Source organism: Alkalihalobacillus pseudalcaliphilus (assembly GCF_028610675.1).
GTDB lineage: Bacteria > Bacillota > Bacilli > Bacillales > Bacillaceae_D > Alkalihalobacillus > Alkalihalobacillus pseudalcaliphilus.
Map to the genome: position 1 here is coordinate 18,211 of NZ_JAQQWS010000017.1, position 26,346 is coordinate 44,556.

Annotated in this window: 22 protein-coding genes; 16 read left to right on the plus strand and 6 right to left on the minus strand. The window is 36.9% G+C overall.

The features are described from left to right. Positions 1-396 precede the first annotated feature (396 nt). The 4 genes from PQ479_RS20100 (at position 397) to PQ479_RS20115 (ending at position 4,334) form a co-directional block, all read left to right on the plus strand. Positions 397-1,170, plus strand: coding sequence for a ParA family protein (locus tag PQ479_RS20100; RefSeq protein WP_047986613.1), 774 nt, complete (start codon positions 397-399; stop codon positions 1,168-1,170). Further along, on the plus strand, positions 1,151-2,005 hold the full coding sequence (locus tag PQ479_RS20105) for a ParB/RepB/Spo0J family partition protein (RefSeq protein ID WP_047986614.1): 855 nt from the start codon (positions 1,151-1,153) through the stop codon (positions 2,003-2,005). The genes PQ479_RS20100 and PQ479_RS20105 overlap by 20 nt, the downstream gene beginning before the upstream one ends. Before the next feature lie 126 nt (positions 2,006-2,131). Beyond that, positions 2,132-3,280, plus strand: a complete 1,149-nt coding sequence (locus tag PQ479_RS20110) for an aminotransferase class V-fold PLP-dependent enzyme (protein WP_047986615.1) — start codon at positions 2,132-2,134, stop codon at positions 3,278-3,280. Positions 3,281-3,626: 346 nt separating this feature from the next. Continuing rightward, on the plus strand, positions 3,627-4,334 hold the full coding sequence (locus PQ479_RS20115; RefSeq protein WP_047986616.1) for a DUF554 domain-containing protein: 708 nt from the start codon (positions 3,627-3,629) through the stop codon (positions 4,332-4,334). Positions 4,335-4,708: 374 nt separating this feature from the next. Here the strand turns inward: PQ479_RS20115 and yyaC are convergent, their stop codons facing one another. Beyond that, on the minus strand, positions 4,709-5,377 hold the full coding sequence (yyaC, locus tag PQ479_RS20120) for a spore protease YyaC (RefSeq protein WP_047986617.1): 669 nt from the start codon (positions 5,375-5,377) through the stop codon (positions 4,709-4,711). 104 nt (positions 5,378-5,481) lie between these two features. Here yyaC and PQ479_RS20125 point away from each other — a divergent pair, with 104 nt between their 5' ends. The 8 genes from PQ479_RS20125 (at position 5,482) to PQ479_RS20160 (ending at position 11,522) form a co-directional block, all read left to right on the plus strand. Further along, positions 5,482-6,513 carry a YkvI family membrane protein gene (locus PQ479_RS20125; protein WP_047986618.1) on the plus strand — a complete coding sequence of 344 codons (1,032 nt, stop codon included), beginning with the start codon at positions 5,482-5,484 and terminating at the stop codon, positions 6,511-6,513. Positions 6,514-6,582: 69 nt separating this feature from the next. Further along, complete coding sequence (locus PQ479_RS20130; protein WP_047986619.1) at positions 6,583-6,771, plus strand: DUF951 domain-containing protein; 189 nt, start codon at positions 6,583-6,585, stop codon at positions 6,769-6,771. 138 nt (positions 6,772-6,909) lie between these two features. After that, positions 6,910-8,010 carry a redox-regulated ATPase YchF gene (gene ychF / locus PQ479_RS20135; protein WP_047986620.1) on the plus strand — a complete coding sequence of 367 codons (1,101 nt, stop codon included), beginning with the start codon at positions 6,910-6,912 and terminating at the stop codon, positions 8,008-8,010. A 145-nt stretch (positions 8,011-8,155) separates the two neighbouring features. Then, positions 8,156-8,443: a 30S ribosomal protein S6 gene (gene rpsF / locus PQ479_RS20140; RefSeq protein ID WP_047986621.1), complete on the plus strand. Its 288-nt coding sequence runs from the start codon at positions 8,156-8,158 to the stop codon at positions 8,441-8,443. 23 nt (positions 8,444-8,466) lie between these two features. Beyond that, positions 8,467-8,976: a single-stranded DNA-binding protein gene (gene ssb / locus PQ479_RS20145; protein ID WP_047986622.1), complete on the plus strand. Its 510-nt coding sequence runs from the start codon at positions 8,467-8,469 to the stop codon at positions 8,974-8,976. Positions 8,977-9,045: 69 nt separating this feature from the next. After that, entirely contained in the window at positions 9,046-9,279 is a 234-nt protein-coding gene (rpsR, locus tag PQ479_RS20150; protein ID WP_003323774.1) for a 30S ribosomal protein S18, read from the plus strand. A gap of 510 nt (positions 9,280-9,789) precedes the next feature. Beyond that, a complete protein-coding gene (locus PQ479_RS20155) occupies positions 9,790-10,584 on the plus strand; it encodes a MerR family transcriptional regulator (RefSeq protein WP_047986623.1) in 795 nt (264 codons plus the stop codon). 107 nt (positions 10,585-10,691) lie between these two features. Beyond that, the gene (locus tag PQ479_RS20160) at positions 10,692-11,522 is read left to right on the plus strand and encodes a CPBP family intramembrane glutamic endopeptidase (RefSeq protein WP_047986624.1); all 831 of its coding nucleotides are present in this window, start codon (positions 10,692-10,694) and stop codon (positions 11,520-11,522) included. 293 nt (positions 11,523-11,815) lie between these two features. Here PQ479_RS20160 and PQ479_RS20165 read toward each other — a convergent pair whose 3' ends face one another. After that, positions 11,816-13,729, minus strand: coding sequence for a right-handed parallel beta-helix repeat-containing protein (locus PQ479_RS20165; RefSeq protein WP_047986625.1), 1,914 nt, complete (start codon positions 13,727-13,729; stop codon positions 11,816-11,818). Positions 13,730-14,156: 427 nt separating this feature from the next. Here PQ479_RS20165 and PQ479_RS20170 point away from each other — a divergent pair, with 427 nt between their 5' ends. Further along, complete coding sequence (locus tag PQ479_RS20170; protein WP_047986626.1) at positions 14,157-17,576, plus strand: glycoside hydrolase family 2 TIM barrel-domain containing protein; 3,420 nt, start codon at positions 14,157-14,159, stop codon at positions 17,574-17,576. A gap of 51 nt (positions 17,577-17,627) precedes the next feature. On the opposite strand, the gene PQ479_RS20175 is transcribed toward PQ479_RS20170, so the two are convergent. Next, positions 17,628-19,490, minus strand: coding sequence for a sialate O-acetylesterase (locus PQ479_RS20175; RefSeq protein ID WP_047986627.1), 1,863 nt, complete (start codon positions 19,488-19,490; stop codon positions 17,628-17,630). Positions 19,491-19,850: 360 nt separating this feature from the next. On the opposite strand from PQ479_RS20175, the gene PQ479_RS20180 reads away from it, so the two are divergent. Continuing rightward, positions 19,851-21,857: an alpha-amylase family glycosyl hydrolase gene (locus PQ479_RS20180; RefSeq protein WP_053070242.1), complete on the plus strand. Its 2,007-nt coding sequence runs from the start codon at positions 19,851-19,853 to the stop codon at positions 21,855-21,857. A 154-nt stretch (positions 21,858-22,011) separates the two neighbouring features. On the opposite strand, the gene PQ479_RS20185 is transcribed toward PQ479_RS20180, so the two are convergent. Further along, positions 22,012-22,311 (minus strand): hypothetical protein, encoded by a 300-nt coding sequence (locus PQ479_RS20185; RefSeq protein WP_047986628.1) that lies wholly within the window; start codon positions 22,309-22,311, stop codon positions 22,012-22,014. Positions 22,312-22,495: 184 nt separating this feature from the next. Next, entirely contained in the window at positions 22,496-23,014 is a 519-nt protein-coding gene (locus PQ479_RS20190) for a hypothetical protein (protein ID WP_047986629.1), read from the minus strand. A gap of 242 nt (positions 23,015-23,256) precedes the next feature. On the opposite strand from PQ479_RS20190, the gene PQ479_RS20195 reads away from it, so the two are divergent. Beyond that, positions 23,257-23,445, plus strand: a complete 189-nt coding sequence (locus PQ479_RS20195; RefSeq protein WP_273717178.1) for a hypothetical protein — start codon at positions 23,257-23,259, stop codon at positions 23,443-23,445. A 126-nt stretch (positions 23,446-23,571) separates the two neighbouring features. Here PQ479_RS20195 and ku read toward each other — a convergent pair whose 3' ends face one another. Beyond that, positions 23,572-24,408 carry a non-homologous end joining protein Ku gene (ku, locus tag PQ479_RS20200; protein WP_047986631.1) on the minus strand — a complete coding sequence of 279 codons (837 nt, stop codon included), beginning with the start codon at positions 24,406-24,408 and terminating at the stop codon, positions 23,572-23,574. Positions 24,409-24,502: 94 nt separating this feature from the next. Between ku and PQ479_RS20205 the strand changes: the two genes are divergently transcribed. Then, positions 24,503-26,314, plus strand: coding sequence for a DNA ligase D (locus PQ479_RS20205; protein ID WP_273717180.1), 1,812 nt, complete (start codon positions 24,503-24,505; stop codon positions 26,312-26,314). Positions 26,315-26,346: the final 32 nt, after the last annotated feature.

The window sequence follows — 26,346 nt, forward strand, 5'->3', positions numbered from 1 at the left end:
TTTTTGTACACTTTCATACAAACTTTCATGATGACTTGCCATGCAACTCATCACCAACAAAAATGAAAGTAGGGTTTTGCGTTTTAGCTCGTTAACTGATGGCCTTTTGTTCATATGGCTTTGCTTCTTGGAACCAAGAAGCCTGCACCAACCCAAGTGGATCTCAGCGCCCGCCTGCGGAAAGCGTGCCCCTCATTCCCGTAGCGATCTTCGAAGAAGAGCACTTGAGCTTTAGTCCACTTCCATACAAAATTCCAGTAAAAACACAAATATGTAAAACTATCTTCTATATTTTTTAAATACAAGATAACTTTATAAAACGATTTTTATAAAACTGTGTTAAAATGAAAACGTACATGAAATTTTTGAATGTTAGGATGGAAAGAGGGTGACAGCATGGCTAAAATCATCGCTGTAGCAAATCAAAAAGGCGGCGTAGGTAAAACCACAACATCTGTTAACCTTAGTGCTTGTTTAGCATATATAGGAAAGCGTGTATTACTCGTTGATATTGACCCTCAAGGCAATGCAACAAGTGGGACAGGCGTTGAAAAAGGCGATGTTGAAGAATGTGTGTATGACGTTTTAGTAGAAGATGTTGAAGCAAAGCAAGTGATTAAAAAAACGACAGTTGAAAACCTTGATATTATCCCATCTACAATCCAACTATCAGGGGCAGAAATTGAGTTAGTCCCAACGATTTCAAGAGAAGTGCGGTTAAAAAGAGCTTTATCTACTGTTTCAAAAGATTATGATTACATTTTTATTGATTGTCCTCCTTCATTAGGTTTGTTAACAATTAATGCTTTAACAGCAGCTGATTCGGTTTTAATTCCTGTTCAATGTGAATATTACGCGTTAGAAGGATTAAGCCAATTATTAAATACAGTGCGTCTCGTTCAAAAGCATTTAAATACAGAACTAGCCATAGAAGGTGTTTTATTAACGATGCTTGATGCAAGAACGAATCTTGGTATTCAAGTTATAGATGAAGTTAAGAAATACTTTAGAGAGAAAGTTTTCGATTCCATTATTCCGCGTAATGTCCGTTTAGGGGAAGCTCCAAGTCATGGAAAACCTATTATTATCTATGATCCTAAGTCGCGTGGTGCTGAAGTCTATTTAGAATTAGCAAAGGAAGTGGTGGCTAGTGGCGAAAAGGTTGGGTAAAGGGTTACAAGCTTTCTTTCCGGAACACGAAGAGGAAAAAGAATCACGTATTGAGGAAGTAGAGTTACAAGATTTAAGGCCAAATCCATATCAACCACGTAAAACATTTTCAGATGAAGCAATTGAAGAGTTATCTATTTCAATTAAAGAAAATGGTATTTTACAGCCAATTACGGTTAGGCAGAGTCTTAAAGGTTTCGAAATCGTCGTTGGTGAGCGTCGTTTCCGTGCAGCCCAATTAGCAGGTTTAGAGAGAATTCCTGTTATTGTTAAAGAGTTATCAGAAGATAAAATGATGGAGCTCGCCTTAATTGAAAATCTTCAGCGAGAAGATTTAAATCCAATTGAAGAAGCTAGGGCATATCAAAGATTAATGGAGCACCTAAAAGTTACACAAGAACAATTGTCAAAAAAACTTGGAAAAAGTAGACCTCATATTGCTAATCATTTAAGATTATTACAATTACCTCAAGTTGTTCAACAATTTATTTCGGACGGTAAATTGTCAATGGGGCACGGACGAGCTTTACTAGGATTAAAAGATAAGAATAAAATCTCATTGTTATTAGAGAAAATACTTCAAGAAAAATTAAGTGTTCGTGAAGTTGAACAAATGGTTCAGCGTTTAAATGAAGATGTTTCACGTGAAACAAAGCAAAAAAAGGTTTCACTATCTCCTTTTCTGAGGGAAAGACAAGATTTATTAAAAGCACATTTTGGAACTTCAGTTACAATTAAACCTGGAAAGAAAAAAGGTAAAATTGAAATTGATTATTTCTCAGAAGAAGATTTAGAAAGAATTTTACACCTTATGGGAAATGATACAAACGAATAAATAATAGAAGGGTTATCCATTTGGTTTTCTAACTAAATAGGTAACTCTTTTTTGTTACTAGTTTGAGTTATGAAGTAAATTTGATATGATAGGAGAGATATTGGAACTGATGAAAGGAAGACGATAATGATATATTTTGATCATGCGGCTACCTCTTTTCCAAAGCCAAAAGAGGTAGGCGAGGCTATGCTCGCGGCGGTTAATGAGTATGGAGCTAACCCGGGAAGGGGAGGGCATGCCCTTTCTGAAAGAGCAGCTGCAACTATAACAAAAACTAGAAATGAACTAGCAGCATTCTTTTACGCACCAGCAGGTAAGCATGTTTGGTTTTACCAAAATGCAACCATGGCTCTTAATCAAGCTATTTTAGGGTTTCCATTTGAAGAAGGCCAACATGTAGTAACGACTGCTTTTGAACATAATTCCGTATTGAGACCATTAAATCGATTAGTAGAAGAAAAGCGTATTGATGTTACATATGTTGAACCAAATGAAGAAGGATTTATTTCTGTAAACGACCTGAAAATGGTTATGACAGAGCAGACCAAAATGTTGGTGGTAACACACGCATCAAATGTTACAGGGGCAATGATAGACTTAAAAAAAGTAGCTGAAATGGCCAAGCAGTATGGAGCTATTCTATTAGTTGATGCCTCTCAAACAGCGGGGACTGTACCTATAAATATGGAAGAGCTAGGGATCGATTTATTAGCTTTTGCTGGACACAAAAGCATGTTAGGTCCACAAGGAATCGCTGTGTTAATGAGTCGTGAAGACTATCAGTTAAAGCCGCTTATTACTGGAGGTACGGGTCGTGATTCAGAGTTACCAGGCCAACCTGTTACATGGCCGGAAAGATATGAAGCGGGAACTTTAAATACACCAGGAGTAGCTGGGTTATTAGCTGGATTAGAGTTTATTAAACAAGAAAGTCTAAAAAAAATATATACACATGAACAAAACTTGTTACGAATTTGCTTAGAAGGATTAGCAGCAATTTCTAATATCACCATTTATAGTCCGAAACAGGGAAATGAGCAAATGGCCGTTGTTTCTTTTCGTATTGAAAATATTGGCAGCCATGAAGTTGCTATGATACTTGACCAGCATTATCAAATTTGTGTGCGAGCAGGCTTACATTGTGCTCCAAGAACACACCATTCACTAGCATCTATAGATACAGGCTTAATAAGAGCAAGCTTTGGACCTTATAATACAGAAGATGAAGTGTATACATTCATCGATGCTATCAAACAAATCGCATCAGCATTCTAAATAACGAGAAGTAGATCCACTAGCCATTTCATTTTGCCCTATAACTGGTTGAATTTTGTTAAATTTGATTTTGCTTCTTTAACGGGTGTCATTTTATTCACTTTGATTTTTATTGTTATTTATTTTAAAGAATGTTATTTGTACTTGAGAATGAGCAGTCAACCAGCGGATGACCTTGCGGAGACTCCCTTGGGACATAGTGGCAGAGCTGAGAACCAGCGGTGTAGCCGATGAGCTCAGCTCTGCCACATGATTGTCTCGGAGCATGATTTTCGGTACAGATGAGTAGAACTCCGCATATGAGTATCAGCACTAACTTTCATAAAAAAGAGGAGAAGTAAATGAAATGGTATTAATTGGAACTTTAGTGAATGGAGCTGCCATTATTATTGCTGCTCTTATCGGCTTACAAATTAAACAAATATCAGACAATTTAAAAACTACCGTCATGCAAGCATTATCACTAGCGATCATCGTGTTAGGGATCACGATGGCGATAAAAACAGAACAATTTATTATCGTTATCTCTAGCTTAGTCATAGGTGCAATCTTGGGGGAAAAACTCAATGTGGATGGTTGGCTTAATCGAATTGGTTTTTGGGTCGAAAAAAGGTTAGGAGCATCACAAGACGGTAAAGTAGCCAAAGCCTTTGTAACAACAACCCTTATTTATGTAGTAGGTGCTATGGCAATTTTAGGTGCACTTGATAGTGGACTTAGGGGCGATCATTCGGTGTTGTTTACTAAATCCTTGCTAGATGGTGTTTCATCATTGATCTTTGCTTCAACTATGGGTATAGGAGTAGCTCTTTCAGCCATTCCTGTTATACTTTATCAAGGTGGAATTGCGTTATTTGCGGGTCAGATTAACACATGGGTACCTGATATACTGATGGACACCTTCATTATAGAAATGACTTCCGTTGGAGGCATCTTAATAATCGCAATTGGTCTGAACTTACTTGGACTTACGCAAATTAAAGTGGCCAATTTATTAATGAGTATCCCAGTTGTTGCTTGTATCGTAACCATCTTATATATTATTCCATTATAATATTATCATAAGTTTATTAATGATAGAAAAGCTACTACTAACTGTTGAAGAGATTGATACTTATAGGTGAAGTAAATCAGAACATAAATAATTATGGTGCTACTAATCATTTGCACTATGACGCTACCTCAATTAGTTGAAGGAGGCGTTTTTTTTCGCTCAGCACCAACTTTCATCTAAAACCCACATAGCGAGGCCAAAACCAGCTCCGCCACCAACAAAAATGAACGTTGTTTTTGTACAGCAATGAAACGAAAAAAAGAGCCTCCAATGCGGAGCAAATCAAAATCATGGTAGCGACGAGCAGAACTCCGCATATCGCACCTAACTAACTTTCATACAAAAAAGTACCCAATCATGAGTACTTTCCTTTGTTAAAGCTTAAATTTATCCGTTTTCATAAAAGCAAAGGCATTACTGAATGGACTTTTCCTGTTTGAAAATGCAAGAGGAGTGACAGAATACGGCTTTGACTCAGATAGTTTCTTATCAACTTGATAAAAGGCACGAGAGATAATGTCTGCCATTGTCATTACCGTGTAAAGGCGTGTATTTTGTAACACAAAATATTCCATCATCCCCCCTACATTAACGATGCCAGTTAAATGGATATCACCCACAGCTGGTAGCTCCTTTTTAACAGCGGCTCCTGGAGACACAGGTCCTTTTGCTACTGTAATATCACCAATACTTTTTGTTTTTCCTAAACAAGCGTCAATCGCAATAATAAAAGGTTGCTCAAAGGTTTGTTCAATGAGGTTGATTTTTTCAAGTAAATTTACAGCATGAACCGGGTCCTTTAATGTGCCAAACACATGGAAGTTTTCCAGATTCAGAGATTCGAGGTTAGAGCCAATGATGGGTCCTAGCGAATCACCGGTCGAGCGATCTGTTCCTATACAAACGATTACTGTTGGAATCGAAGTTTTATCTGGAAGGTATTCATATAGGGCAGTTGCTAAATCATCTGTAATGGTCGGCTCATCCATATGCTTTCGAAAGGGATTTGTTTTTTTACTGAAAAGACGATAGTTTGTACTCATATTTTCGACTCCTTCGCCATAGTAGTAACAGTATACGGTTATCTGTTCGTTTCTATACATATATACAAGAGAAAAAGATAACGATGTTGAAGGGAGCCATAGATATGGTACGAAATGGGCTTATGTGGATGTTCTTAATAGTTGGGACGATGATTGGTGCTGGCTATGCTTCTGGAAGAGAAATTTGGGAATTTTTTGGCTCTGAAAGTGGACTAGCCATTTTTTTATTTATGATCTTATTTATTATTTGCAGTTATGTCGTCATGCATATTAGCTATAAACATCAATCAGCTCATTATCTACCTGTTTTACATATTCTTATGGGAAAGAGAATATCAAAGCTCTATGATGTGATGATAATTCTTTACTTATTCACAACAACGGTTATTATGCTTGCTGGTGGGGGAGCTACATTAGAAGTTGTCCATTTTCCATTTTGGGCCGGTGTAGTTATTGTAGCAGCATTTGTTGTTGTTTTATTTATTTGGGATACCGATGGGATTACAACAATCCATACAGTGATTACACCTATTCTTATTTTTGCCCTCGTTTCTGTGTTGTTTGCTTTTCAATCATTACATGGCTTTCCCTTAACATTTTGGGAGGAGAAACAAGGTAATTGGCCAACAGCTCTTACTTTTACTGCCTTAAATATTTTACCGCTCATATCGGTTTTAGGAGCGATTGGACAAAAAATAAAAGGCAAAGGGGAAATCGTGATTGCTGCCGTTGGTAGTGGTACCATACTTGGAGGGCTAACCTTTTTATATAATAGCTCACTCATTGAAGTGGCTAGTGAATTAGTTGTGTATGAAATACCACTTTTTGCGATTTTGCAGCATTACCCGTATTATATGGTGCTTGTCATGTCAGGGATATTATGGGTGGCTATTTATACGACAGCAGCTTCAGGTGTTTTTGGACTCATTTCGAGAATACGTGAATATATTCAAGCACCAGCGTGGGTACTTGCTTTGATGCTTGTAGCCATTATGGCTCCTTTAACAATGTTTGGTTTTTCCAATTTAATTAGTTTCTTATATCCTTTATATGGCGTATTAAATTTATACTTATTCTCATCCATTATGTTATATCCTATCTTACATCATAAAGCGATTCGACCTAAAATAGAATAATTCTAAAGTTTCACTCCTTTGGACAATCGTGTATAATGGATATAGATTGAGTTGAAAGGGGCGAAGCAGTTGGCTGAGAAGGAGTTTGCTCTTCATGATGTTGTTGAAATGAAAAAGCAGCATCCATGTGGTGAAAATCGGTGGAAGATTATTCGAATGGGTATGGATGTTCGGATAAAATGCCTTGGATGTCAGCATAGCGTGATGCTACCTCGAAAAGAATTTACGAAAAAGCTGAAGAAGGTTCTTGAAGCTTAGAATTAAGACGATACATTGACAGAATGGGGCGTCTCCTCCAATCTGTCTTGTTTTTGTATGAGCTTATTTCTATAATTGAGAGGACTTATAGGCGTATGTTGATAAATTAATATTTTGATAAAAGGAAGTGAATGGTCTATGGCTTTAACAACTGGGATTGTCGGTTTACCTAACGTAGGGAAGTCGACACTATTTAATGCAATAACACAAGCTGGAGCTGAATCTGCTAACTATCCATTCTGTACGATTGATCCGAACGTAGGAATTGTAGAAGTTCCTGATCATCGTTTACAAAAATTAACGGAACTTGTAGACCCGAAAAAGACGGTACCAACAGCTTTTGAATTCACTGATATCGCTGGTATTGTTGAAGGAGCAAGTAAAGGTGAGGGATTAGGAAATAAGTTCTTATCTCATATTCGCCAAGTTGATGCGATTTCTCATGTTGTACGTTGTTTTGCTGATGATAATATTACGCATGTTTCTGGTAGTGTTAATCCTATTCGTGATATTGAAGTTATTAACCTAGAATTAATTTTAGCTGATTTAGAAAGTATTGAAAAAAGAATTGCCCGCGTTGCAAAGTTGGCAAAAACAAAGGATAAAGAAGCTGTAGCAGAGCTTGAAGTACTAGAAATCCTACAACATACGTTTGAAGAGGAAAAGCCTGCTCGTAGTGTTGAATTTACGGAGGAGCAACAAAAAATTGTTAAGCAGCTTCACCTATTAACAAGTAAACCGGTCCTTTATGTAGCAAACGTAAGTGAAGAAGATTTACTTGGTGAAGATGATAATGAGTATGTGCAAAAAGTGAAGGAATTTGCTAGCTCTGAAAACAGTGAAGTAATTGTTGTTTGTGCCAAAATTGAGTCTGAAATTGCTGAGCTTGATGGTGATGAAAAGCAAATGTTCCTTGAGGAGTTAGGGATTGAAGAATCTGGATTAGACCAGCTTATCCGCGCCGCTTACCAACTTTTAGGGTTACAAACTTATTTTACGGCAGGTGTACAAGAAGTTCGTGCGTGGACATTCCGTAAAGGGACAAAAGCACCTCAAGCCGCTGGTATCATCCATACAGATTTTGAGCGTGGTTTCATTCGTGCAGAAATTGTTTCTTATGATGATTTAATCGAAGCAGGTTCGATGACAGTGGCAAAAGAAAAAGGAAAAGTTCGACTTGAAGGTAAAGAGTATATTGTCCAAGATGGAGATGTCATTCATTTTAGATTTAATGTTTAATACGTATTGACAATAACTGCAAATGCCTTGCTTAGGACAAGCGTTTCTGATATAATCTAATAATGCGAGTAAAATGACTCAAGAGAGTAATTTTTTGCTCCTTGCTCCGTGTAGGGGCCGTTTAGACCAAAAGGAGGTGAATGGAATGCGTAAGTATGAAATCATGTACATTATCGCTCCAAACCTAGAAGAATCAGCTACTAAAGAGTTAATCGAACGTTTTAATGGCGTTTTAACTACAAATGGTGCTGAGCTTGATAAGGTTGAGGAGATGGGTAAGCGTCGTTTAGCGTATGAAATCAATGATTTCCGTGAAGGTTTCTACGTGTTATTAAACGTAACAGCTAACTCTGATGCAATTAACGAATTTAACCGTCTTGTGAAAATCAACGAGAACATTATTCGTGTACTTGTGACTAAAGACGAACAGTAATAGATTTTTAGGGAGGGGTACGGATGCTAAACCGTGTCGTATTAGTTGGTCGCTTAACACGTGATCCAGAATTACGTTATACACCAAATGGAGTAGCGGTAGCGAACTTTACCTTAGCGGTAAACCGTCCGTTTTCCAATCAGCAAGGTGATCGTGAAGCTGACTTCATCAATTGTGTCATTTGGCGCAAACAAGCTGAGAATGTGGCGAACTATTTAAAAAAAGGTAGCTTAGCAGGTGTGGATGGTCGTGTCCAAACACGTAGCTACGATAATAATGAAGGTCGTCGTGTTTTTATAACAGAGATTGTTGCCGAAAGCGTTCAGTTCTTAGAGCCGCGTGGTTCAAACCAAGGTGGTAACCAAGGGCAGAATGACTTCTACGGAGGAGCTCCAGCTGGTGGAGGCGGAAATGATTTCGCAAGACAAGGAAATCAACAACAGCCTAACCGTCAGTCCAATAGCTTCAATGATGACCCATTTGCAAACGATGGTAAACCAATTGATATTTCAGATGACGATTTACCTTTCTAAACCGTACTTCTCAAGATGAAATATAGCAGAACGTATATAAATTATTTAAATTGAAAGGAGTGCTGCAACATGGCTCGTCGTGGTCGTCCAAAACGTCGTAAGGTTTGTTTCTTCACTGTAAACAAAATTACACACATCGATTACAAAGATACGGATCTTTTAAAACGTTTCATTTCTGAGCGTGGTAAAATCTTACCTCGTCGTGTAACTGGAACTTCAGCTAAATATCAACGTCAATTAACTGCTGCAATCAAGCGTTCTCGTCAAATCGCTTTATTACCGTATGTGAATGATGTTAACTAATTAGCAACTAAGGCATGTTAGGGTTAAACCTAACATGTCTTTTTTTATTTAGTGTGAAGTGGTTAGGTGAGTAAACGTATATTGTCGAGGTACTTTCTTTAGGTATAAGGACACGTGTTAAAGAGGAAAAAGAAAAGGAAATAGTAGTCATGTTGAATAAAGGGATTATAAACTAAATCTCGAAAATATACTAAGTAAGTTCTAAATGAAGGGGACGAGGATAATTAATATAAGAAAAATTGTAGCTAATGGAGACTTTCTCAATTAAGGGAAGCTCTTTTTCTTATAGAAGTAAAGGGGCAGGATATTTCAAGAAGAAAACCATCATTAGTGATAGAATGCGTGTCTAATAGTTGAAATGGTTTTAGAAGAATTAACTACGAGGGTTCTTATGAAATTATTTATCATTGATACTTAACTTAACTATTATAATAAAGTCTATATTATTTTTTTCGGCATACTGAAATATAAAAACATAAAGAATATGTAGAAATGGTAAAGGAGAGAATAATGTACACAATTGGACAAGTAGCCAAATTTTTAAATGTATCTAGAGACACATTAAAGTTTTATGAAGAAAAGGAATTAGTAAAGCCTAAGCAAAATATTGAGAATGGGTATAGAAAATATAATCATTTTGATATATATGATATAACAACAGTAAATTTCTATAGAGATATGGATATTGAAATTAAAAAAATCCAGGAATTGAGAAAAAGTAAGAGTGTAGAGGGAATCCTATCATTATTAGAAGAGAAAGAACAAGATATTTTAGATGAAATTGAATATAAAAAGCTTCTTTTAAAAAAACTTCAGATAGTAAAAGAAGATTGCGAAAAGATTAATAAATACTTAGGGGAATACACAATAAAAGAAATGAATTCTCTCGAAATAAAAGGGGAAATAGAGCATTTTACTAAGTATGAGAAATATGATTCTTTAAAAAAGAACACAGACAGCTTAAAAAAAGCGGTGACTCTAACATCTTTAAGAAGAGTCATAAGTTTCAATGAAAAAGGATTTAAAGAAGATAAGTTTATAATTGTAAGAAATGTAGAAGACATTGATAAAGAAATTGAAGGTGAAATAATATATCATCCAAAATGTATATATACAGTTATCGAAGATGGAAGATGGTCAACTGGTGGAAAAAACATTGATCATAACGTGGAAGCTAATTTAAGAAAAGTAGTGATAGAAAATGGGTATGAACTATTGGGACTAGTTTATATAAATATATTACTTACCACTTATGAAGATGGGCTTGAACGTGTATTTTTAGAAATTTATGCACCTATAAAATAATTAAATTTTATTGACCTGGGACTTACTCATAGGTTTAAACTCATTTTATAACAACTATTAAACTTATAGTGTAGTTGTTAAATATTATTTTAAAATGAGGATTGTTGATGAGAAAAGAAAGCGAATTAAAAAGACCAATAGTAAGTTTTATTATTCTAACAAATCTAATTTTTTGGCCACTTTTTTTATTAGTGGGAACCACTCTAATGTTAGGACTTCCAAAAATAGTATTTGATATTATGTTGTGTATAGCGTCGTGGTCTTCAACTTTTGCGTTTATTTTACTATTCAGAAAAATATATCCAGGACAAAGCTTTACTACTTATGTAAAAGAGCGTTTTAAAAATCGACTTAATTTTTCCATAGTAACCGTAGTTGTTTGTATACAAGTTCTACTAGCTATAGTAGTACTAGTTATAATCACATCTAAAAACGATGGTACAAGCTCTAGTTTGACCATTTCATCATTTGGAATGCTTCTATATTTATTTTTTACAACCTTATTTGCAGGTCCGTTAGGTGAAGAATTAGGTTGGAGAGGATTTGCCCTAAATGAACTTCAAAAGAAGTATTCGCCTTTGAGAGCATCAGTAACACTAGGTTTTTGGTGGGGGATATGGCATTTACCAGTCTGGTTTACTACAGGATTTATAGGTGTCACTCTAATAGAATATATCGTATTTTTTATGATTGCAATTATATCGATTAGTATTATCATTACAGCATTTTATAATTTAAATAAGAATTTACTTATCCCAATTATAATACATCAATTATTTAATTTTCTTATGGTTATTATTAATGGAAATGTCATAGAACTTTTAAAATACTATGCTATCTTATATTTTGTAGTGGCAATTATGCTAATCGTTTTAAATCCAAAGAAAGTACTGTTTGGAAAAGAAGCTACAAAAATGATTAATGGCCATCTTCATTAAGAAATTAATGGAACAATATTCCTACAAAGAATAAAATTAATTATTTTTAAGGAAGATTACTTTGTGAAAGAATGTACTTAAACGATCGGGGCTTTATATAAGTGTAATCCCTTGATACTCTCGTCAAATCGCTTTATTACCATACGTTAATGATGTTAACTAATTAACTGCTAAAAGGCATGTTAGAGCGAATTCTCTTACATGCCTTTTTAATGATTAGAGGACTTATAGGTTGAATGAGCTTATGATTTTATTGTTAATGTTCGTATTACAGTTAGGCCAGTTATAAAGCTCTAAAGACGATTTTTCCGTATAGTTTGCATAATTCTTTCCAATTGGCACTTGTTTAATCTAGTTCCTGGTGGTAGTAAGAACGGCAGTAGAATAATAGGTGGGTCTGGTGGTATTGGCGGTTGAGGTGGTATCGGCATTGGGCGGTAGATGAGTACCACTTGATTATTTAAAAGCTCCACCACCCAGCCCTCGAACCTAAGAGGTGGTTTGAGGAAGCGACTCGCATCTTCTTCTGTCAAAATCGGATAAGAAGTGGTTGGTATCCCTACAACAATGGGGCTGTTTGCAGGATCAGGAAACACATAGGGGGTTAAATCAAGTTGAATAATTGATCCAGGTAATAAGGGTCCCGTAATTTGGACAACGTTATCACGACTAGGGATAAAGACCCCGTTAGGAACCGTAGCTATATCTTCCACATTTAACACCCCTCCATTAAATATACCTGGTGCCACGTCTGCTGTATTTGTAATTGGTACGCCAATTGTTGTGGTTTCCGAAAGGTTTAACGTACCTAGGTTATTAATAGCACCACCTATTTGACCAGAAGAGTTGTTTGAAAAAATGGTGTCTTCTACATTAAACGTCGCTGTCGGATTTACTTGTACCGCACCGGCGTCCTCTCTACTTGAATTGCCAATAAATTGCGTATTACCAGAAGAATTTAAGGTAGAGTTATTATTTATAAAAATGGCTCCTCCTACCGAAGATGTATTCTGAATAAAATTAGAGGATATGCTATTTGAAGTAGAGTTAGCATTTACAAAAGTAGCTCCCCCTCCACCAGTAGTGGAATTATGTTCAAAGGTCGAATTTGTGTAGTCGGCCACAGAGTTAGAGTTCTGAAATATAGCACCCCCACCAGCAGGACCAGATTGATTTTCTTGAAAAGCACTGGCAGTCACAGATACATTAGAAAAATCATTAATAAATAGCCCACCCGCTGCTTGATTACTAGAATTACGGATAAAGGATGAATCTTCAAATGTTGCATCACATCGATTAATAAACAAACCTCCACCATTACCTGATACATTGCCAATAAATGAACAAGAAGAGATGAGAGTTGTTCCTACTAACTCATTTAAATACAGTCCGCCTCCATCCCTTCCGCTAGAATTAGATTGAAAGTCGGTATTATCGAGTGTTGCACTGCCTCCGCCATTAAGAAAAGCCCCTCCTCCATCAACTGTACAGTTATTTCCAGTAAATGTTGAGTTACTTACCGTTGTTGTAACAGTATTATTTGAAAAGAGCCCTCCACCAAAACCATTTGTAACCGTGTTATCGGAAAAGGTACAACCGGTAATACTTCCTGATGAATTGGTATTAAGAAAGACACCACCCCCATTTAGTATAGCCATATTACTAGTATATTGACAGTTGGTGGTCGTTAAAGTACCACCAACATTCACGTACACCGCCCCACCTTCATTAGCGGTATTATCCGTGAAAATACAATTGGTAAAAGACGTTGTCGTATTGACATTTGAAAAAGTGGCCCCACCTTCAGTCGTTGTTGTATTCGCCGTAAATACTGTATTTGAACAAGTCAAACTAGCCCCAATGTTTGCAAAAACAGCACTACCTACGGACGAAGAATGATTATTTTGTAGTAATGCATGAGTAATCGTGAGGTTTCCATTTGAGAAAATCAGTGGACTGGCAGTTACTTCTTCTCCGTCCATTGTTAGGTTATTAAGTGTGACAACTCCAGCAGACTGGATGGTAAATAATGAGCCTGTAAACACAGCAGTCCGAGTTAACGTAATGGCTTGGCTACTACCACTTATGACCGTGGTATAGTTAATTGATATTGTCGCAGGAAATGCAATATCAGCATCAATCATAATAGTAGGATCTTGAGCAGCTACAGCTGCTTGAAGTTGTGTAAAAGTTGATACTGTAGCCATAAAAAATACCTCCTTTCTGATTTTTTAATTTTCTACTTATTATATGAAAAAACTGTGCCTTTCTCTTGTGCGAATATCTTATTTACTACTTGTTGCTTTCAATTATTGAACACGACCTTAAAAAGACTAGGTATTAGAGAAGCAAAAGATATATTGATAGAGGATGATGAAGGGTTTTAATTAATTTTATAAGTCTAAACAGTATCAAGAAAATACACATAGTGACTATTGAAAAGTGATTTAATAATAATTTAGTGAGTGTATTATATGCACATGTTATTGTATTAGATTACTCATGTTTTTAAGATTAGAAAGGGATGCAACCATTTTTCTCGAATGTATAGGGGTATGAAAGGAGCAGCCTAAGAGATAGTTTGTACATAAAGGAAGATTCAAAGATAAGAACCATTGAAATGGAGTTGATCAGATGAATCATACGCAGCTATTTAATGATGGTTGGGAATTTGCCAAGAGTACTTTAGAAGAAAATGATATGGAGATGTTATCTTTTGAGAAGGTTGCTATTCCTCATGATTGGCAAATCTATAATACGTTACAATTATATGAGGATTCAAAAGGTTGGTACCGAAAGATATTCAATTATACGTCAGTAGATAAGCAAGCAGTGCTTCTATATTTCGGTGGCGTTTATATGGATTCGACCGTTTATGTTAATAATGATTATGTCGGTGAATGGAAATACGGTTATTCTTCCTTTGAACATGAGATTACCGAGTATTTGCAAGATGGAGCGAATGAAATCATCGTCAAGGTCCATTTCGAAGCCCCAAATAGTAGATGGTATTCTGGTGCCGGTATTTACCGTAATGTCTGGTTAAAATATCGAGCTCAAAATTATATTGAAACAGACGGTGTCTATGTAACGATATCTGAAGGTGAAGAGGAAGAATGGCAAGTTGAAATTGATACTGATATTTGGATAGAAGAAGATTTTGAATTAGTTCACGAGTTGATAAATAACGACGAAGTGATCGCAAGTACACGTGAATTTATGACAAGGGCACAAGTAGCGGCTCATAAAAATACACAGAAGCTAAAGCTACGCTCACCGAAACGCTGGAGTCCAGAAACACCCAATTTATATCAGCTTCAAACACTGTTAATTAATAAAGATAAACAAGTTTACGATACGGTCGTTCAACAAATTGGATTTAGAAAGATTCTATTAGACCCACAAAAGGGTTTCTATTTGAATGGAGAAAAAATGAAGTTACATGGTGTTTGTGAACATCATGATCTAGGTGCATTAGGAGCCGCTTTTAATCGCGTTGCCTTAAAAAGAAGGTTAGATATTTTAAAAGAAATGGGTGTCAATGCGATTCGTACGGCTCATAATATGCCTGCTAAAGATTTAATGGAGCTCGCAGATGAAATGGGTTTTCTAATTGTATCAGAAGCCTTTGATATGTGGGAGCAAACAAAAACCAAATATGATTATGGGAGGTTCTTTCTCAATTGGTATCAAGCTGATGTGAAAAGCTGGGTATTACGTGACAGGAATCATCCGAGTCTCATGATGTGGAGTATTGGTAACGAAATTTATGATACACATGCAGGTGAACGAGGAGCAGAGCTTACTCAAATACTACTAGATGAAGTGCGTAAGTATGATCCAAAGGGCAATGGATATGTGACGATAGGGTCGAATTATATGCCGTGGGAAAATGCCCAAAAATGTGCCGATCTCGTCAAAGTAGTTGGCTATAACTATGCGGAGAAATATTATCACAATCACCACACGGAACATCCTGATTGGGTGATTTATGGTAGTGAGACATCATCTATTGTACAAAGCCGTGGGATTTATCATTTTCCATTGGAACAATCAATTCTGGCCGACGATGATGAGCAATGCTCGGCTTTAGGAAATAGTTCAACGAGTTGGGGAGCTGAATCAGTTGAATTTTGCATCATGGCAGAAAGAGAAGCACCTTATTCACTTGGTCAATTTATATGGACTGGTTTTGATTATATAGGTGAGCCTACCCCGTATCATACAAAGAACTCTTATTTTGGACAAATAGATACGGCCACTTTTAAGAAAGACGCTTATTATATTTACCAGGCTGCTTGGACTAATTATCAGCTGCAGCCGATGGTTCACCTTTTCCCTTATTGGGATTTTAATAACGACCAAATGATTGACGTCCGTATTTGCTCAAATGCACCAAAGGTTGAGTTATTTCTAAATGGAAAATCAAAAGGTTCTCATACTATTGACAGAAACCAAAAATCGGAGCTTGTCGGACATTGGAAACTGCCTTATGAAAAAGGGGAGTTAAAGGCCGTCGCTTATAATGATCAAGGGAAGGTCATTGCGACCAAGCGACGTCATTCTTTTGGTGATGCTAGTAAAATCGAATTAAAGACCGATCAATTCGTATTAAAAGCAAATGGTTATGATTTGTTATTTGTGGAAATTACGATGTCTGATCGCGAAGGTTATTCGGTTGAAAATGCTAATAATCGTGTGGTTGTCGAAGTATCAGGGGTCGGCCACTTAGTTGGTTTAGATAATGGTGATAGTACTGATTATGACCAGTATAAAGGGAAAAGTCGACGTCTCTTTAGCGGGAAACTGATGGCTATCATAGCCCCAACTTTTGAAGCAGGAACGATTGAAATCGCCGTCGCGTCTCCGGGAATGAAAACAGAAACACTAGTAGTACAAACAGAAAAACAAAAAAGAGAATCATTAATAGGTCTTTCCGTACCAGATGCTAATCAACATAGTGCGGTTGTGATGGGAAAAGAAATGGAAATTCCTGTTCGTAAACTTGAGATTGTTAGTCATTCAGGGCAATTACTAACAGCAGAAAATTCAACGTTACAGGTTAAAGCTGCTCTGCATCCAGAAAATACAACCTATCAAGATGTGGAGTGGAGTGTTGTACATGATGGTGGTATACTGTCCAACTGTGCTCAAATTGAAGGAGATGGTACAAATATTAAGCTAATTGCCAAAGGTGATGGCGATTTCCGGCTTCGTTGTACGAGTAAAAATGGAACAGATAAGATTAAAATCATTTCGGAGCTTGAATTTACCGTTAACGGTCTTGGTATGATTTTTAAAAATCCTTATGAAATGGTTTCAGCAGGGCTTTATGACTTTAGCAAAGGTAATCTAACGAATGGAAATGAAAGAGGCGTAGCGACAAGTCGTGACGGGGAGACGATTATAGGTTTTCATGATATTGATTTTGGATTAGTTGGATCAGACGAAATTACCTTACCGATATTTGCTTTGACTAATGAAGAGTACGAGATTCAAATTTGGGAAGGGATAGCCGGTGATGACAGTAGTGAACTAATCGGTGATGTCATTTATCAAAAACCATCGAGATGGAATGTATATCAAGAAGCAACCTATCAGCTTTCTAAAAGATTGCAAGGACTAACGTCGATTTCTTTCGTCTTACATAAAAAAGTCCATATGAAAGGCTTTATTTTCAAAAAGAGGGAGCGTGCATTTGAAGTAAATATCGCAAGTGAGCATGATTATATTTATGGTGATTCTTTTGTTGTAAAAAACGATAAAGTTGTCGATATCGGCAATAATGTCTCCATTGAGTTTGAGCATTTCGATTTTGGTCAAGATGGAGCGACAAAGCTCGTTCTTAACGGTCGTGCAGCCATTAATAACACGATTCATATCCAATTAATTGGCGAAGAGCAACAAACGAATCAAATTATTGAATTCACTCGGACCAATACGTACGAAGGTCAAGTATTTGATATCGAGAAAGTAACGGGTAAAAAAAAGCTTGTCTTTGTTTTCTTACCTGGTAGTCAATTTGACTTTGCTACATTTCAATTTATGAAGTAATAACCAAAGGAGAGAACGTCCTTTCTAGCTTTGAAAAGGACGTTTTTTCATTTATAAGGATTCTGTCGTAAATGGTGACGCTGGAAGTCCTTCACTATTATAAAGGTTTGCACTTTCAGGATTGTCACTCCAACCATAACGAACATGGAGAGGGTGGCGGATATGCTCGTGAAAAACTACGACGCAATCGCCATCAATGAAAGCCTTAGCAGGTAAAAAATGTTCATCCTTCCCACAAATCATAAATGTTTGGAGAGAATCACCCATACATACAAGTCCATGTGCAATATGCTCAAACCATAGATGTAGAGCACCATTTTTACGTTGTACTTCTTTGATAAGAGGTCCGCTATAAATGATGCTATTCTCTTGATAAGCTAGAAATTGGGCACATAGGGCCAGACGCTCACCGACCGTTTTTTTATTTTGTGGATGGAGATCGTTAGCTTCACCAACATCAATTGTGACTGCCATCGCTGTGTTTGGGTTACGGAGGGCTAGACGTTGCTCATTACGTAGTAGAGCCCAAGCACTGTTACTTTGATATCTGTGACCTGGATTAAAGTTAGCTAGTTGAGTAAAAATAAAGGGTAGGTTTGGTTGCTTCCAACGTTCACGCCAATTTTGTATAAGCTTTGTTAGGAGCTGATGATAACCGATTGGTTTATTTGTGTTGGATTCACCTTGATACCAAAGAATAGCTTTGATGTTGACCGAATGCAGTGGAGCGATCATAGCATTGTAGACACCAGATGGTTTATATTGAAAAAAAGTAGTAGAAGGTGCAGCCTCTGTAACAGTACCAATTTGGTATTGCCATTCACCTGTCAAAGGGAGTACCATTTCTTTTTGTATGAGCATATAAGGCATACCCTTTATAAACCCACCAGTAGAATGCGTACTAATAATTCTAACAGTAAGCAGGTTTTCCCCTTTTTTGAGAAGACCTTGTGGAATTTTATACCTTCTAGGAGGGTAACGATAGCTTGTCTGACCAATAAGCACGCCATTTAGATACGTTTCATCACCATCAATTATTGTACCTAATTTTAAAAGGAGTTCATTAGTTAATGGTTCTTCAGGTAGATTAAATACTTTCTGAAACCAAACCGAACCTCTTATATGCTCTAGCTCCGTCTCTTCCCATGTATTAGGAACGGCAAATGCCCTTGATTCTATTCCTTTGAATTTGGTTTTAAACCACTTCTCTTTAATTCCTCTATCGTTTTTATCCAAGTACTTATACCATTGTAATTGCTGTTTTCCTTCTGTTTCTTGTGTAAGTTGAATATAGGAATCCTCTTTGCATCGGTCTAATTCATACCGATACCCACCAATTTTACGTAGTGTCTGTTCAGGCAGCCAGGCTTCAATAGGTGTACCCCCTACTGCTGTTTGAATGAGCCCAATAGGTATTTGGTAAAGATCGTATAACTTCTTGGCAAAAAAGAAGCCGACTGCACTGAAGTCTAGAAGATCATCTTGCTGAGCCAATTTCCAATGGCCATCTTCAATGATGTGCCCAGGTTCGTCAAATCGATATGTAATTGGATAAGAAAACTGGCGAATCTTTGGTTCGTGAATCATTTTTAAATCTTCTGAAAATAAGTCTAAAGTACGGCGGAGGGGAAGTTCCATGTTGGATTGACCACCTAGAATAAATACATCACCTATTAAAATGTCAAAGAAACTTACTTCATGATGCTCTGTACGAATATTCATGGAAAAAGGTCCACCAGCTTGCTGTGGGTCAAGCTTAATTTGCCAATTGCCTGTGGCATCAGTCAATGTTTGCAGACGTATATCGGCAAAAGAAACGAAAATCTTTTCATGTGGCTCGCTTATTCCAGATAAGGTAATAACTTGTTCTCTTTGTAAAACCATACCATGATTAAAGATACTCGACATTTTCATGTAAGTGATTTTCTCCTTTCAAAAAGACGGCTTAATCCGATAATAAATGATAGATTCAGAAAAATAAATTATAAATTGATATGTATGGTCAAATCATCAATAAGAAACAATTGAAAATGACTAAAATCAAAAAATAATTGTGCAAGTTTGTGCAAACGTAGGGACATTTTATGGAATGATTAATATTTAATTAAATAACATTTACAATGATATGAAATAGTACGTATAATTAAAATGAAAGCGTTTACTTGAGAAAGCGATTGCACAAAAATGGGGTTGATTTCAAAGAGGTTTGAACAGCTTATAGGAGAGGCTGTGAGGAAATTTAAAACAATACTTACAGTTAGGAGGCAAAATAAAATGTTAGAAAAATGGAGTAAGTACATGCTTGTGTTACTAGTAAGTATTGTTTTTATCACAGCATGTTCACCAGCTGATGAAACAGATTCAGAGCTTGAGGATGATGATACAGAAGAAGTTGACACAGTCATTGATGATAGCAATGAGATGGTTGATCTTGCAGATATCGATCAGCAATATAACTGGGCGTTAGAGTCGATTTTTTATCAAATCTTTGTAAGAAGCTTTTATGATGCAGATGGTGATGGTGTCGGTGACTTCGCAGGGATTGAGCAAAATTTAGATTATATTCAAGAATTAGGAGCTAATGCTCTTTGGTTAATGCCGATGAAAGAGTCGAAATCCTATCATGGTTATGATGTTATGGATTATTATGAAGTCGAAGGGCAGTATGGAACAATGGAAGAATTCGAGAGCTTACTTTCAGCTGCCCATGAGCGTGATATGAAAGTGATCATTGATTTTGTTGTTAACCATACATCAGATGAACACTCATGGTTCCAAGAGGCCATAGCTGATGAAAATAGTGAATATCGAGATTACTATATTTGGGATGACCATGAGTCTTATGCTGGTCAAGAACCAAATGGAGAGCAGGGCTGGCATGAGGTTGAGGGAAAAATTTATTCAGGACACTTTAATGTCGACATGCCAGATTTAAACTATGATAATCCTGAAGTTCGTCAAGAAGTGAAAGATATCGCAAGCTTTTGGTTAGAAAAAGGTGTAGATGGATTCCGAATTGATGCTGTTGCTGATATTTATGAGGATCGGAACGAAACAATCGAATGGTGGAGGGAGTTTAATACCCATGTAAAATCAGTCAATCCTGAAGCTTTTATCGTTGGAGAAACTTGGTATCACGCTTGGGATGATATTAGTTATTATTATAGTGCTTTAGAATCAAACTTTAACTTCGTCTTAACAGAGGAGATTATCGGGATGGCGAATGGTATGAACGTCGATATTGTATCTGCATTAAACGATGTCAAAGACCGCTATCAAAGATTCTCAGGAGCTCGTGGTAATGCTCTAGTTATTGATTCAACGATGATTGGTAACCACGATATGGATCGTGTTCATACAAGGCTTGGAAGTGAGGGACAAGCGAAGTTAGCAGCTAGTATCTTATTCACTTTACCTGGAACACCATTTATCTATTATGGAGATGAGTTAGGTCAAGAGGGACAACGCCCAGATGACAATCGTCGTGAGCCATTCCAATGGTATGCAGCTGCAGAAGGCGCGGGCATGACAACGATGGATGAACATTTCTTTAATCCGAGTCAATATACACATCCAAATGATGGTACATCACTAGAAGAGCAGCAAGGCACAGAAGGTAGTATGTATGAACATTACAAAAAAATGATTGAAATCCGTCAATCACATCCGATGTTTTTTGCCGGAACGTATACAGCTATTGGTACAGACCTCGGATTATATGGCTATACGGTTGAAGGGGATGAAGATTATCAGTTAACCGTTATTCATAATCAACGAAAAGAAGCAAAAACAGTCCAAGTCGTATTAAATGATAGCGAAGAATTAGTTCATGGTCATGTTTATCAAGATGGAGAATTAATCGAAATAGCCCCATACGAAACAATTATCGTTCGTTCTCCTATTGGGCAGCTCCCGATTGAAGAAGTAGAAGTGGAGATTCCTGAAGAGGATTTTGCCGTCACATTTAGAGTGACATTACCAGAAACTACGCCAGATGGTGAGGAAATTTATTTGGTTGGTGAATTTAATAATTGGAATGAAGCTGATCCTGAGATGGTCATGGAACAAATAGATGACGATACGTATGAAAAAACGATAGAAGGTCGTGCTTTTGAGATGGTCGAATTTAAGTTCACTCGTGGCGATTGGTCGAAACGTGAACAAAACAGTGAGGGGCAAGATCTCGTAGGTGACCGCCAAACACAAAATCGCGTTTATACCTTTGAAGAAGAAGAAAAAGTGGAAGAATTAATCGTTGAGAAATGGTCAGATATAGAATAACTCATGTATTAAGTTTTTTGAGTTCGGTGGCATGGAGAAATCTAAGGGTAAACAGAAAAATCAACTGAGTAAAGTTTATAATTATTTGAGACATGTTAAAGTATAGTCCAATAAGATGTACCAACTTCCATAACAATGGCCTATAGAAGCTGTATTAAAAAAGAGGAGTAACCTTAGTAAACGTTTGAAAATCCTTTTTTTCACACTCGTCTTTAAAGAAGGTCATGATATCTAGGAAGGAGTCGATTTTCGTAAGTTCAGACAAAGTCACTTCTTCTATGCTCTGATCTTCAAGAGAAGCAATTAAGGTGATATTTAAATAAAACCACTCAAAGGCTTTTGTTTGAAATTGATGTTTGTCATTCCAATCGAAAAATAAAGGAACGCTGGCATTAACTTCTCCATTTTCAACGATTACCTTTTGAAGTAACTTTTGCATCTCTTGTCTATCCATCACATTTCACCCTTTTAACCTTATAATCTCTTAAGTATAAATGAGATAAAGAGTATGTGCTATCGGAGAGTGGAGGGAGTCAAGGTACTTTTTGTTAATGATTAGTTTAAAAAGGAGAAAATTCAAAATGAATCAGAAGAGTCTACGATGTAAACTCTTCTTTTATTATTTTAAAAGATTCAGATTAATTTTCTGTTTTTATTCGTTCTAATCTGAAAAGAGCAGATTCTATATACGTCTCCGCTTCGGCAAACTTATCCTCTGCTTGGTCACGTAGAACCGAATCCTGAGTTTCTATATATTCCATTAATAATAGAAAAGCTTCAGTATTAACGGCATATGCAACCGATAAATCACTAGTAGCGGCTTCAAATAAAGACATAATATGTTCGGGTAAGTCTGATGGAATTGAGTAACTAGCATAAAGGATTTCCAAACGTTTTGACTCCTCAGAAGCTTGTTCGGCATAATCAAAGGCGGCTTCAAAATCTTCGTTATTTAAGGACGTAAAGGTTTGTTCATAAAGTTCATTGTAATGATGAGTTTCCGCTAGTAGTTGTCCATCAATGAACTCAGTCAAATCATTAGGGTCAGAGGTACTTGAATCATTAAAAAATAAAAGAGCAATGAATCCAGTTAAGAGTACGACAAATAGCCCTATAACGATAAAAGAACCAATAGAAAAACGATTAAATTTTGGCAAATGAATCACCTTCCATTGTGATGTGGTTGTATACTAGTTTTCTAGAATATTATTCCCATTTAAATTACGATATGCCATAAATAAAATCCTGCTTGTTACTATATCACGATGTAAATATAAAAGGGTTCGGAATAGTGAAATGAAGCTAGAAGATACGCGGCAATGAAGAAGGGAAAAGAGTAGTCAATGCTGCGCAAATGAAAATACGCGGCACTGGGGATAGAAAAAGAGTAGTCAATGCCGTGCAAATGAAAATACGCGGCACTAGGGATAGAAAAAGAGTAGTTAATGCTGTGCAAATGAAAATACGCGGCACTAGGGATAGAAAAAGAGTAGTTAATGCTGTGCAAATAGAAATACGAGGCAATCTGGGAGAAAAGCACGCAGCCATTGCGGCGAACCCATCTCCACCTCACCCCGTACAGCAGTAAAAAGAAAGTTGAAACAAAGGACTTCGGAGCACTCCAGCCAAATGTCACAGATAACGTTCTCCCCTCTCACACGGTTGCGTTTTTTGAATAGACGATGAGAGGGGGAAGTTGTCATTAATAAAAAGACTATGCATTTTTTTTCGTTTTAGTTGATGAAGTAGCCTTTCTTTTGGCAGGTGCTTTTTTCTTTTTGGTTTTATCAATAGACGCTTGAAGGGCTGACATAATATCTGTTACATTCGATTCTTTCTTTCCTTGATTTGTCGAGGTAACCGTCTTTTTGCCTGACTTTTTCTCTTCAATTAATTCCATTAAAGCGTTGCGATATTCGTCATGGTATTGTGTCGGATCAAAGGTGGTCGTTAGTTGGTCAATTAACATGAGGGCCGCATCTAATTCCTTTTTCACAATCTTTTGATCCTCAGGTAAATTCGGTACGTCCTCAATTTGTCGAACTTCATCGGGGAAATGAATCGTCTCCATCATTAAGCCATGCTGGTAGACGCGTACAATGGCCAATTGCTCTTTGGACCGAATGATAATTTTAGCAATACCGATTTTTCCAGATTGAGCTAAAGCCTCTTTTAATAAGCCATATGCTTTATTTCCACCGGTATCTGGTGCCAGGAAATAGCTTTTCTCAAAGTAAATAGGGTCAATTTCTTCTAATTTCACAAAATCGATAATTTCCACCGATTTATCTTCCTGCTCACGCTTTAACTGCTCTAAATCTTCGGCATCTAATACAACAAACTTATTTTTGGCATATTCATAAGCTTTCACAATGTCTTCATTTTTTACTTCTTCCTCACAGTCAGGGCAGACTTTCTGGTAATTAATGGGAGTATGGCATTTTTTATGAAGTTGTCTTAAGCGGATATCCTTATTTTCCGTGGCTGTATGTAGCTTGACTGGTATATTAACTAAACCAAAGCTAATGCTTCCTTTCCAAACCGTATGCATAATGTCACCTTCCTTTTACATTAATATGATACGTAAGCTGATATTTTATGTAGGTGGGGTAAAAGCTAATCATGAGGTGAATGAATTGAAACCGATGTTACTTACGAGTGCTGTAGACATTCCAGAAGGCGATAATTGGTTATATGAAGTTAAATATGATGGGTTCCGCTGTCTTCTTCACTGGGATGAAGACGGACCGCGTTTATTTAGTCGAAATCAAAAGGAATTGACTGATTATTTTCCAGAAATTATAGCAGGATGTCTGGAGATAGAAGCGAAATTGAAGAAGTACCTGCCTTTAATCCTAGATGGTGAAATTGTTTATTTACTGAATCCATATCAAAGTGATTTCGCGACGGTACAAAGAAGAGGTAAGCTGAGGGCGAAGAACCAAATTGAAAAGTATGCAAAGAGATTACCGACTAATTTAATGGTTTTTGATCTGCTGATGCTTAAAGGAGTCAATTTGTTAGAGCAGACTTTGGTTGAGAGGAAAAAAGGATTACAAACCCTTCAGCAACAATGGGCAAACTCTCGGTTTTTACAAGTGGTTGAGTCGTTTGAAAAGGTAGCAACGATTGAAGCAATTGTGAAAGAAAACCACAGTGAAGGAGTTGTCGCTAAACGTAAGAAGAGTACATATACAGCGCAGCGTTCTAAAGATTGGCTAAAAATGAAGCAGTATCGTTATGTCGATGTGATTGTAACGAAATATGAGAAAAGTAATGGTTACTTTCAAGGCTCTGTTTATAAGGGGAAAACACTGATCGATGTGGTTCATTTTACGCATGGAATGTCTGACCAGGATAAAGACATGTTAGCACAGCTTTTTGAGAAAAATGGCGAGCTCATTCAGCGAGAGGTATGGGTCTTGCCGCCATCGATTTGTGCCAAAATTGGATGTATTCATTTTGATGGAGAATACCTCCGAGAACCGATGTTTCATTCATTCGTTGTTGATAAAGACATAGAAAGCTGTACCTGGCAAGCCTTGAAGGTGCAAGTGGCACCTTTCCCTGAGCAGGTCGAGATAACTAGTGTGGACAAGCCCATTTGGCCAAGGATTGATTATCAGAAGAGTGATTATTTACACTATTTGCAAGCGATTGCACCTTATATGCTCCCTTTTCTAAAGGACAGATTACTGACGACGATTCGATATCCGCATGGTGCAGGTGGGGAAGCCTTTTATCAGAAAAACTGCCCCGATTATGCACCCGCTTTTATTAAAACGTATCGAGAGGAAGACGTGAACTATATGGTTTGTAATGATAGCCAAACCTTGATTTGGCTTGGCAATCAGCTTGCTTTGGAATTTCATCTCCCTTTTCAGAAGAAGAAGCATCATCATCCTATGGAGATTGTTTTTGATCTCGATCCCCCTGATCGAAATCATTTTTCTCTAGCGATAAAAGCCGCTTTGGAAATCAAACAAATCGTTGATCAGTTTCGTTTACAATCTTTTGTTAAGACGTCGGGCAATAAAGGCTTGCAAATCTATTTACCATTACCTGATGAGACATTTACATATAAGGAGACACGGATGTTCTGTGAATTTGTGAGTACTTATATCGTGGAGCAGTATGACGAATTATTTACGTTAGAACGTTTAAAAAAGAACCGCAATGGGCGCCTTTATATTGACTATTTGCAGCATGATCAAGGAAAAACAATGATTGCCCCTTATTCAGCACGTGGTCATGAACGAGGACTTGTCGCAACCCCTTTATATTGGGAGGAAGTGAATGATAAGTTAACTCCGGAATTTTTTACATTATCACAGGTGCTAGAGCGTGTGCGGTATGAGGGCGATCCTTTTCGAGCTTTTCGGGACGATTTAGAAGAACAGAAGCAAAATTTTCAAAAGGTGATTGAACAGCTTGGCTCATTACTTAAACGATCATGAAGAATCTATTTACATAGATTTGATGACAAATG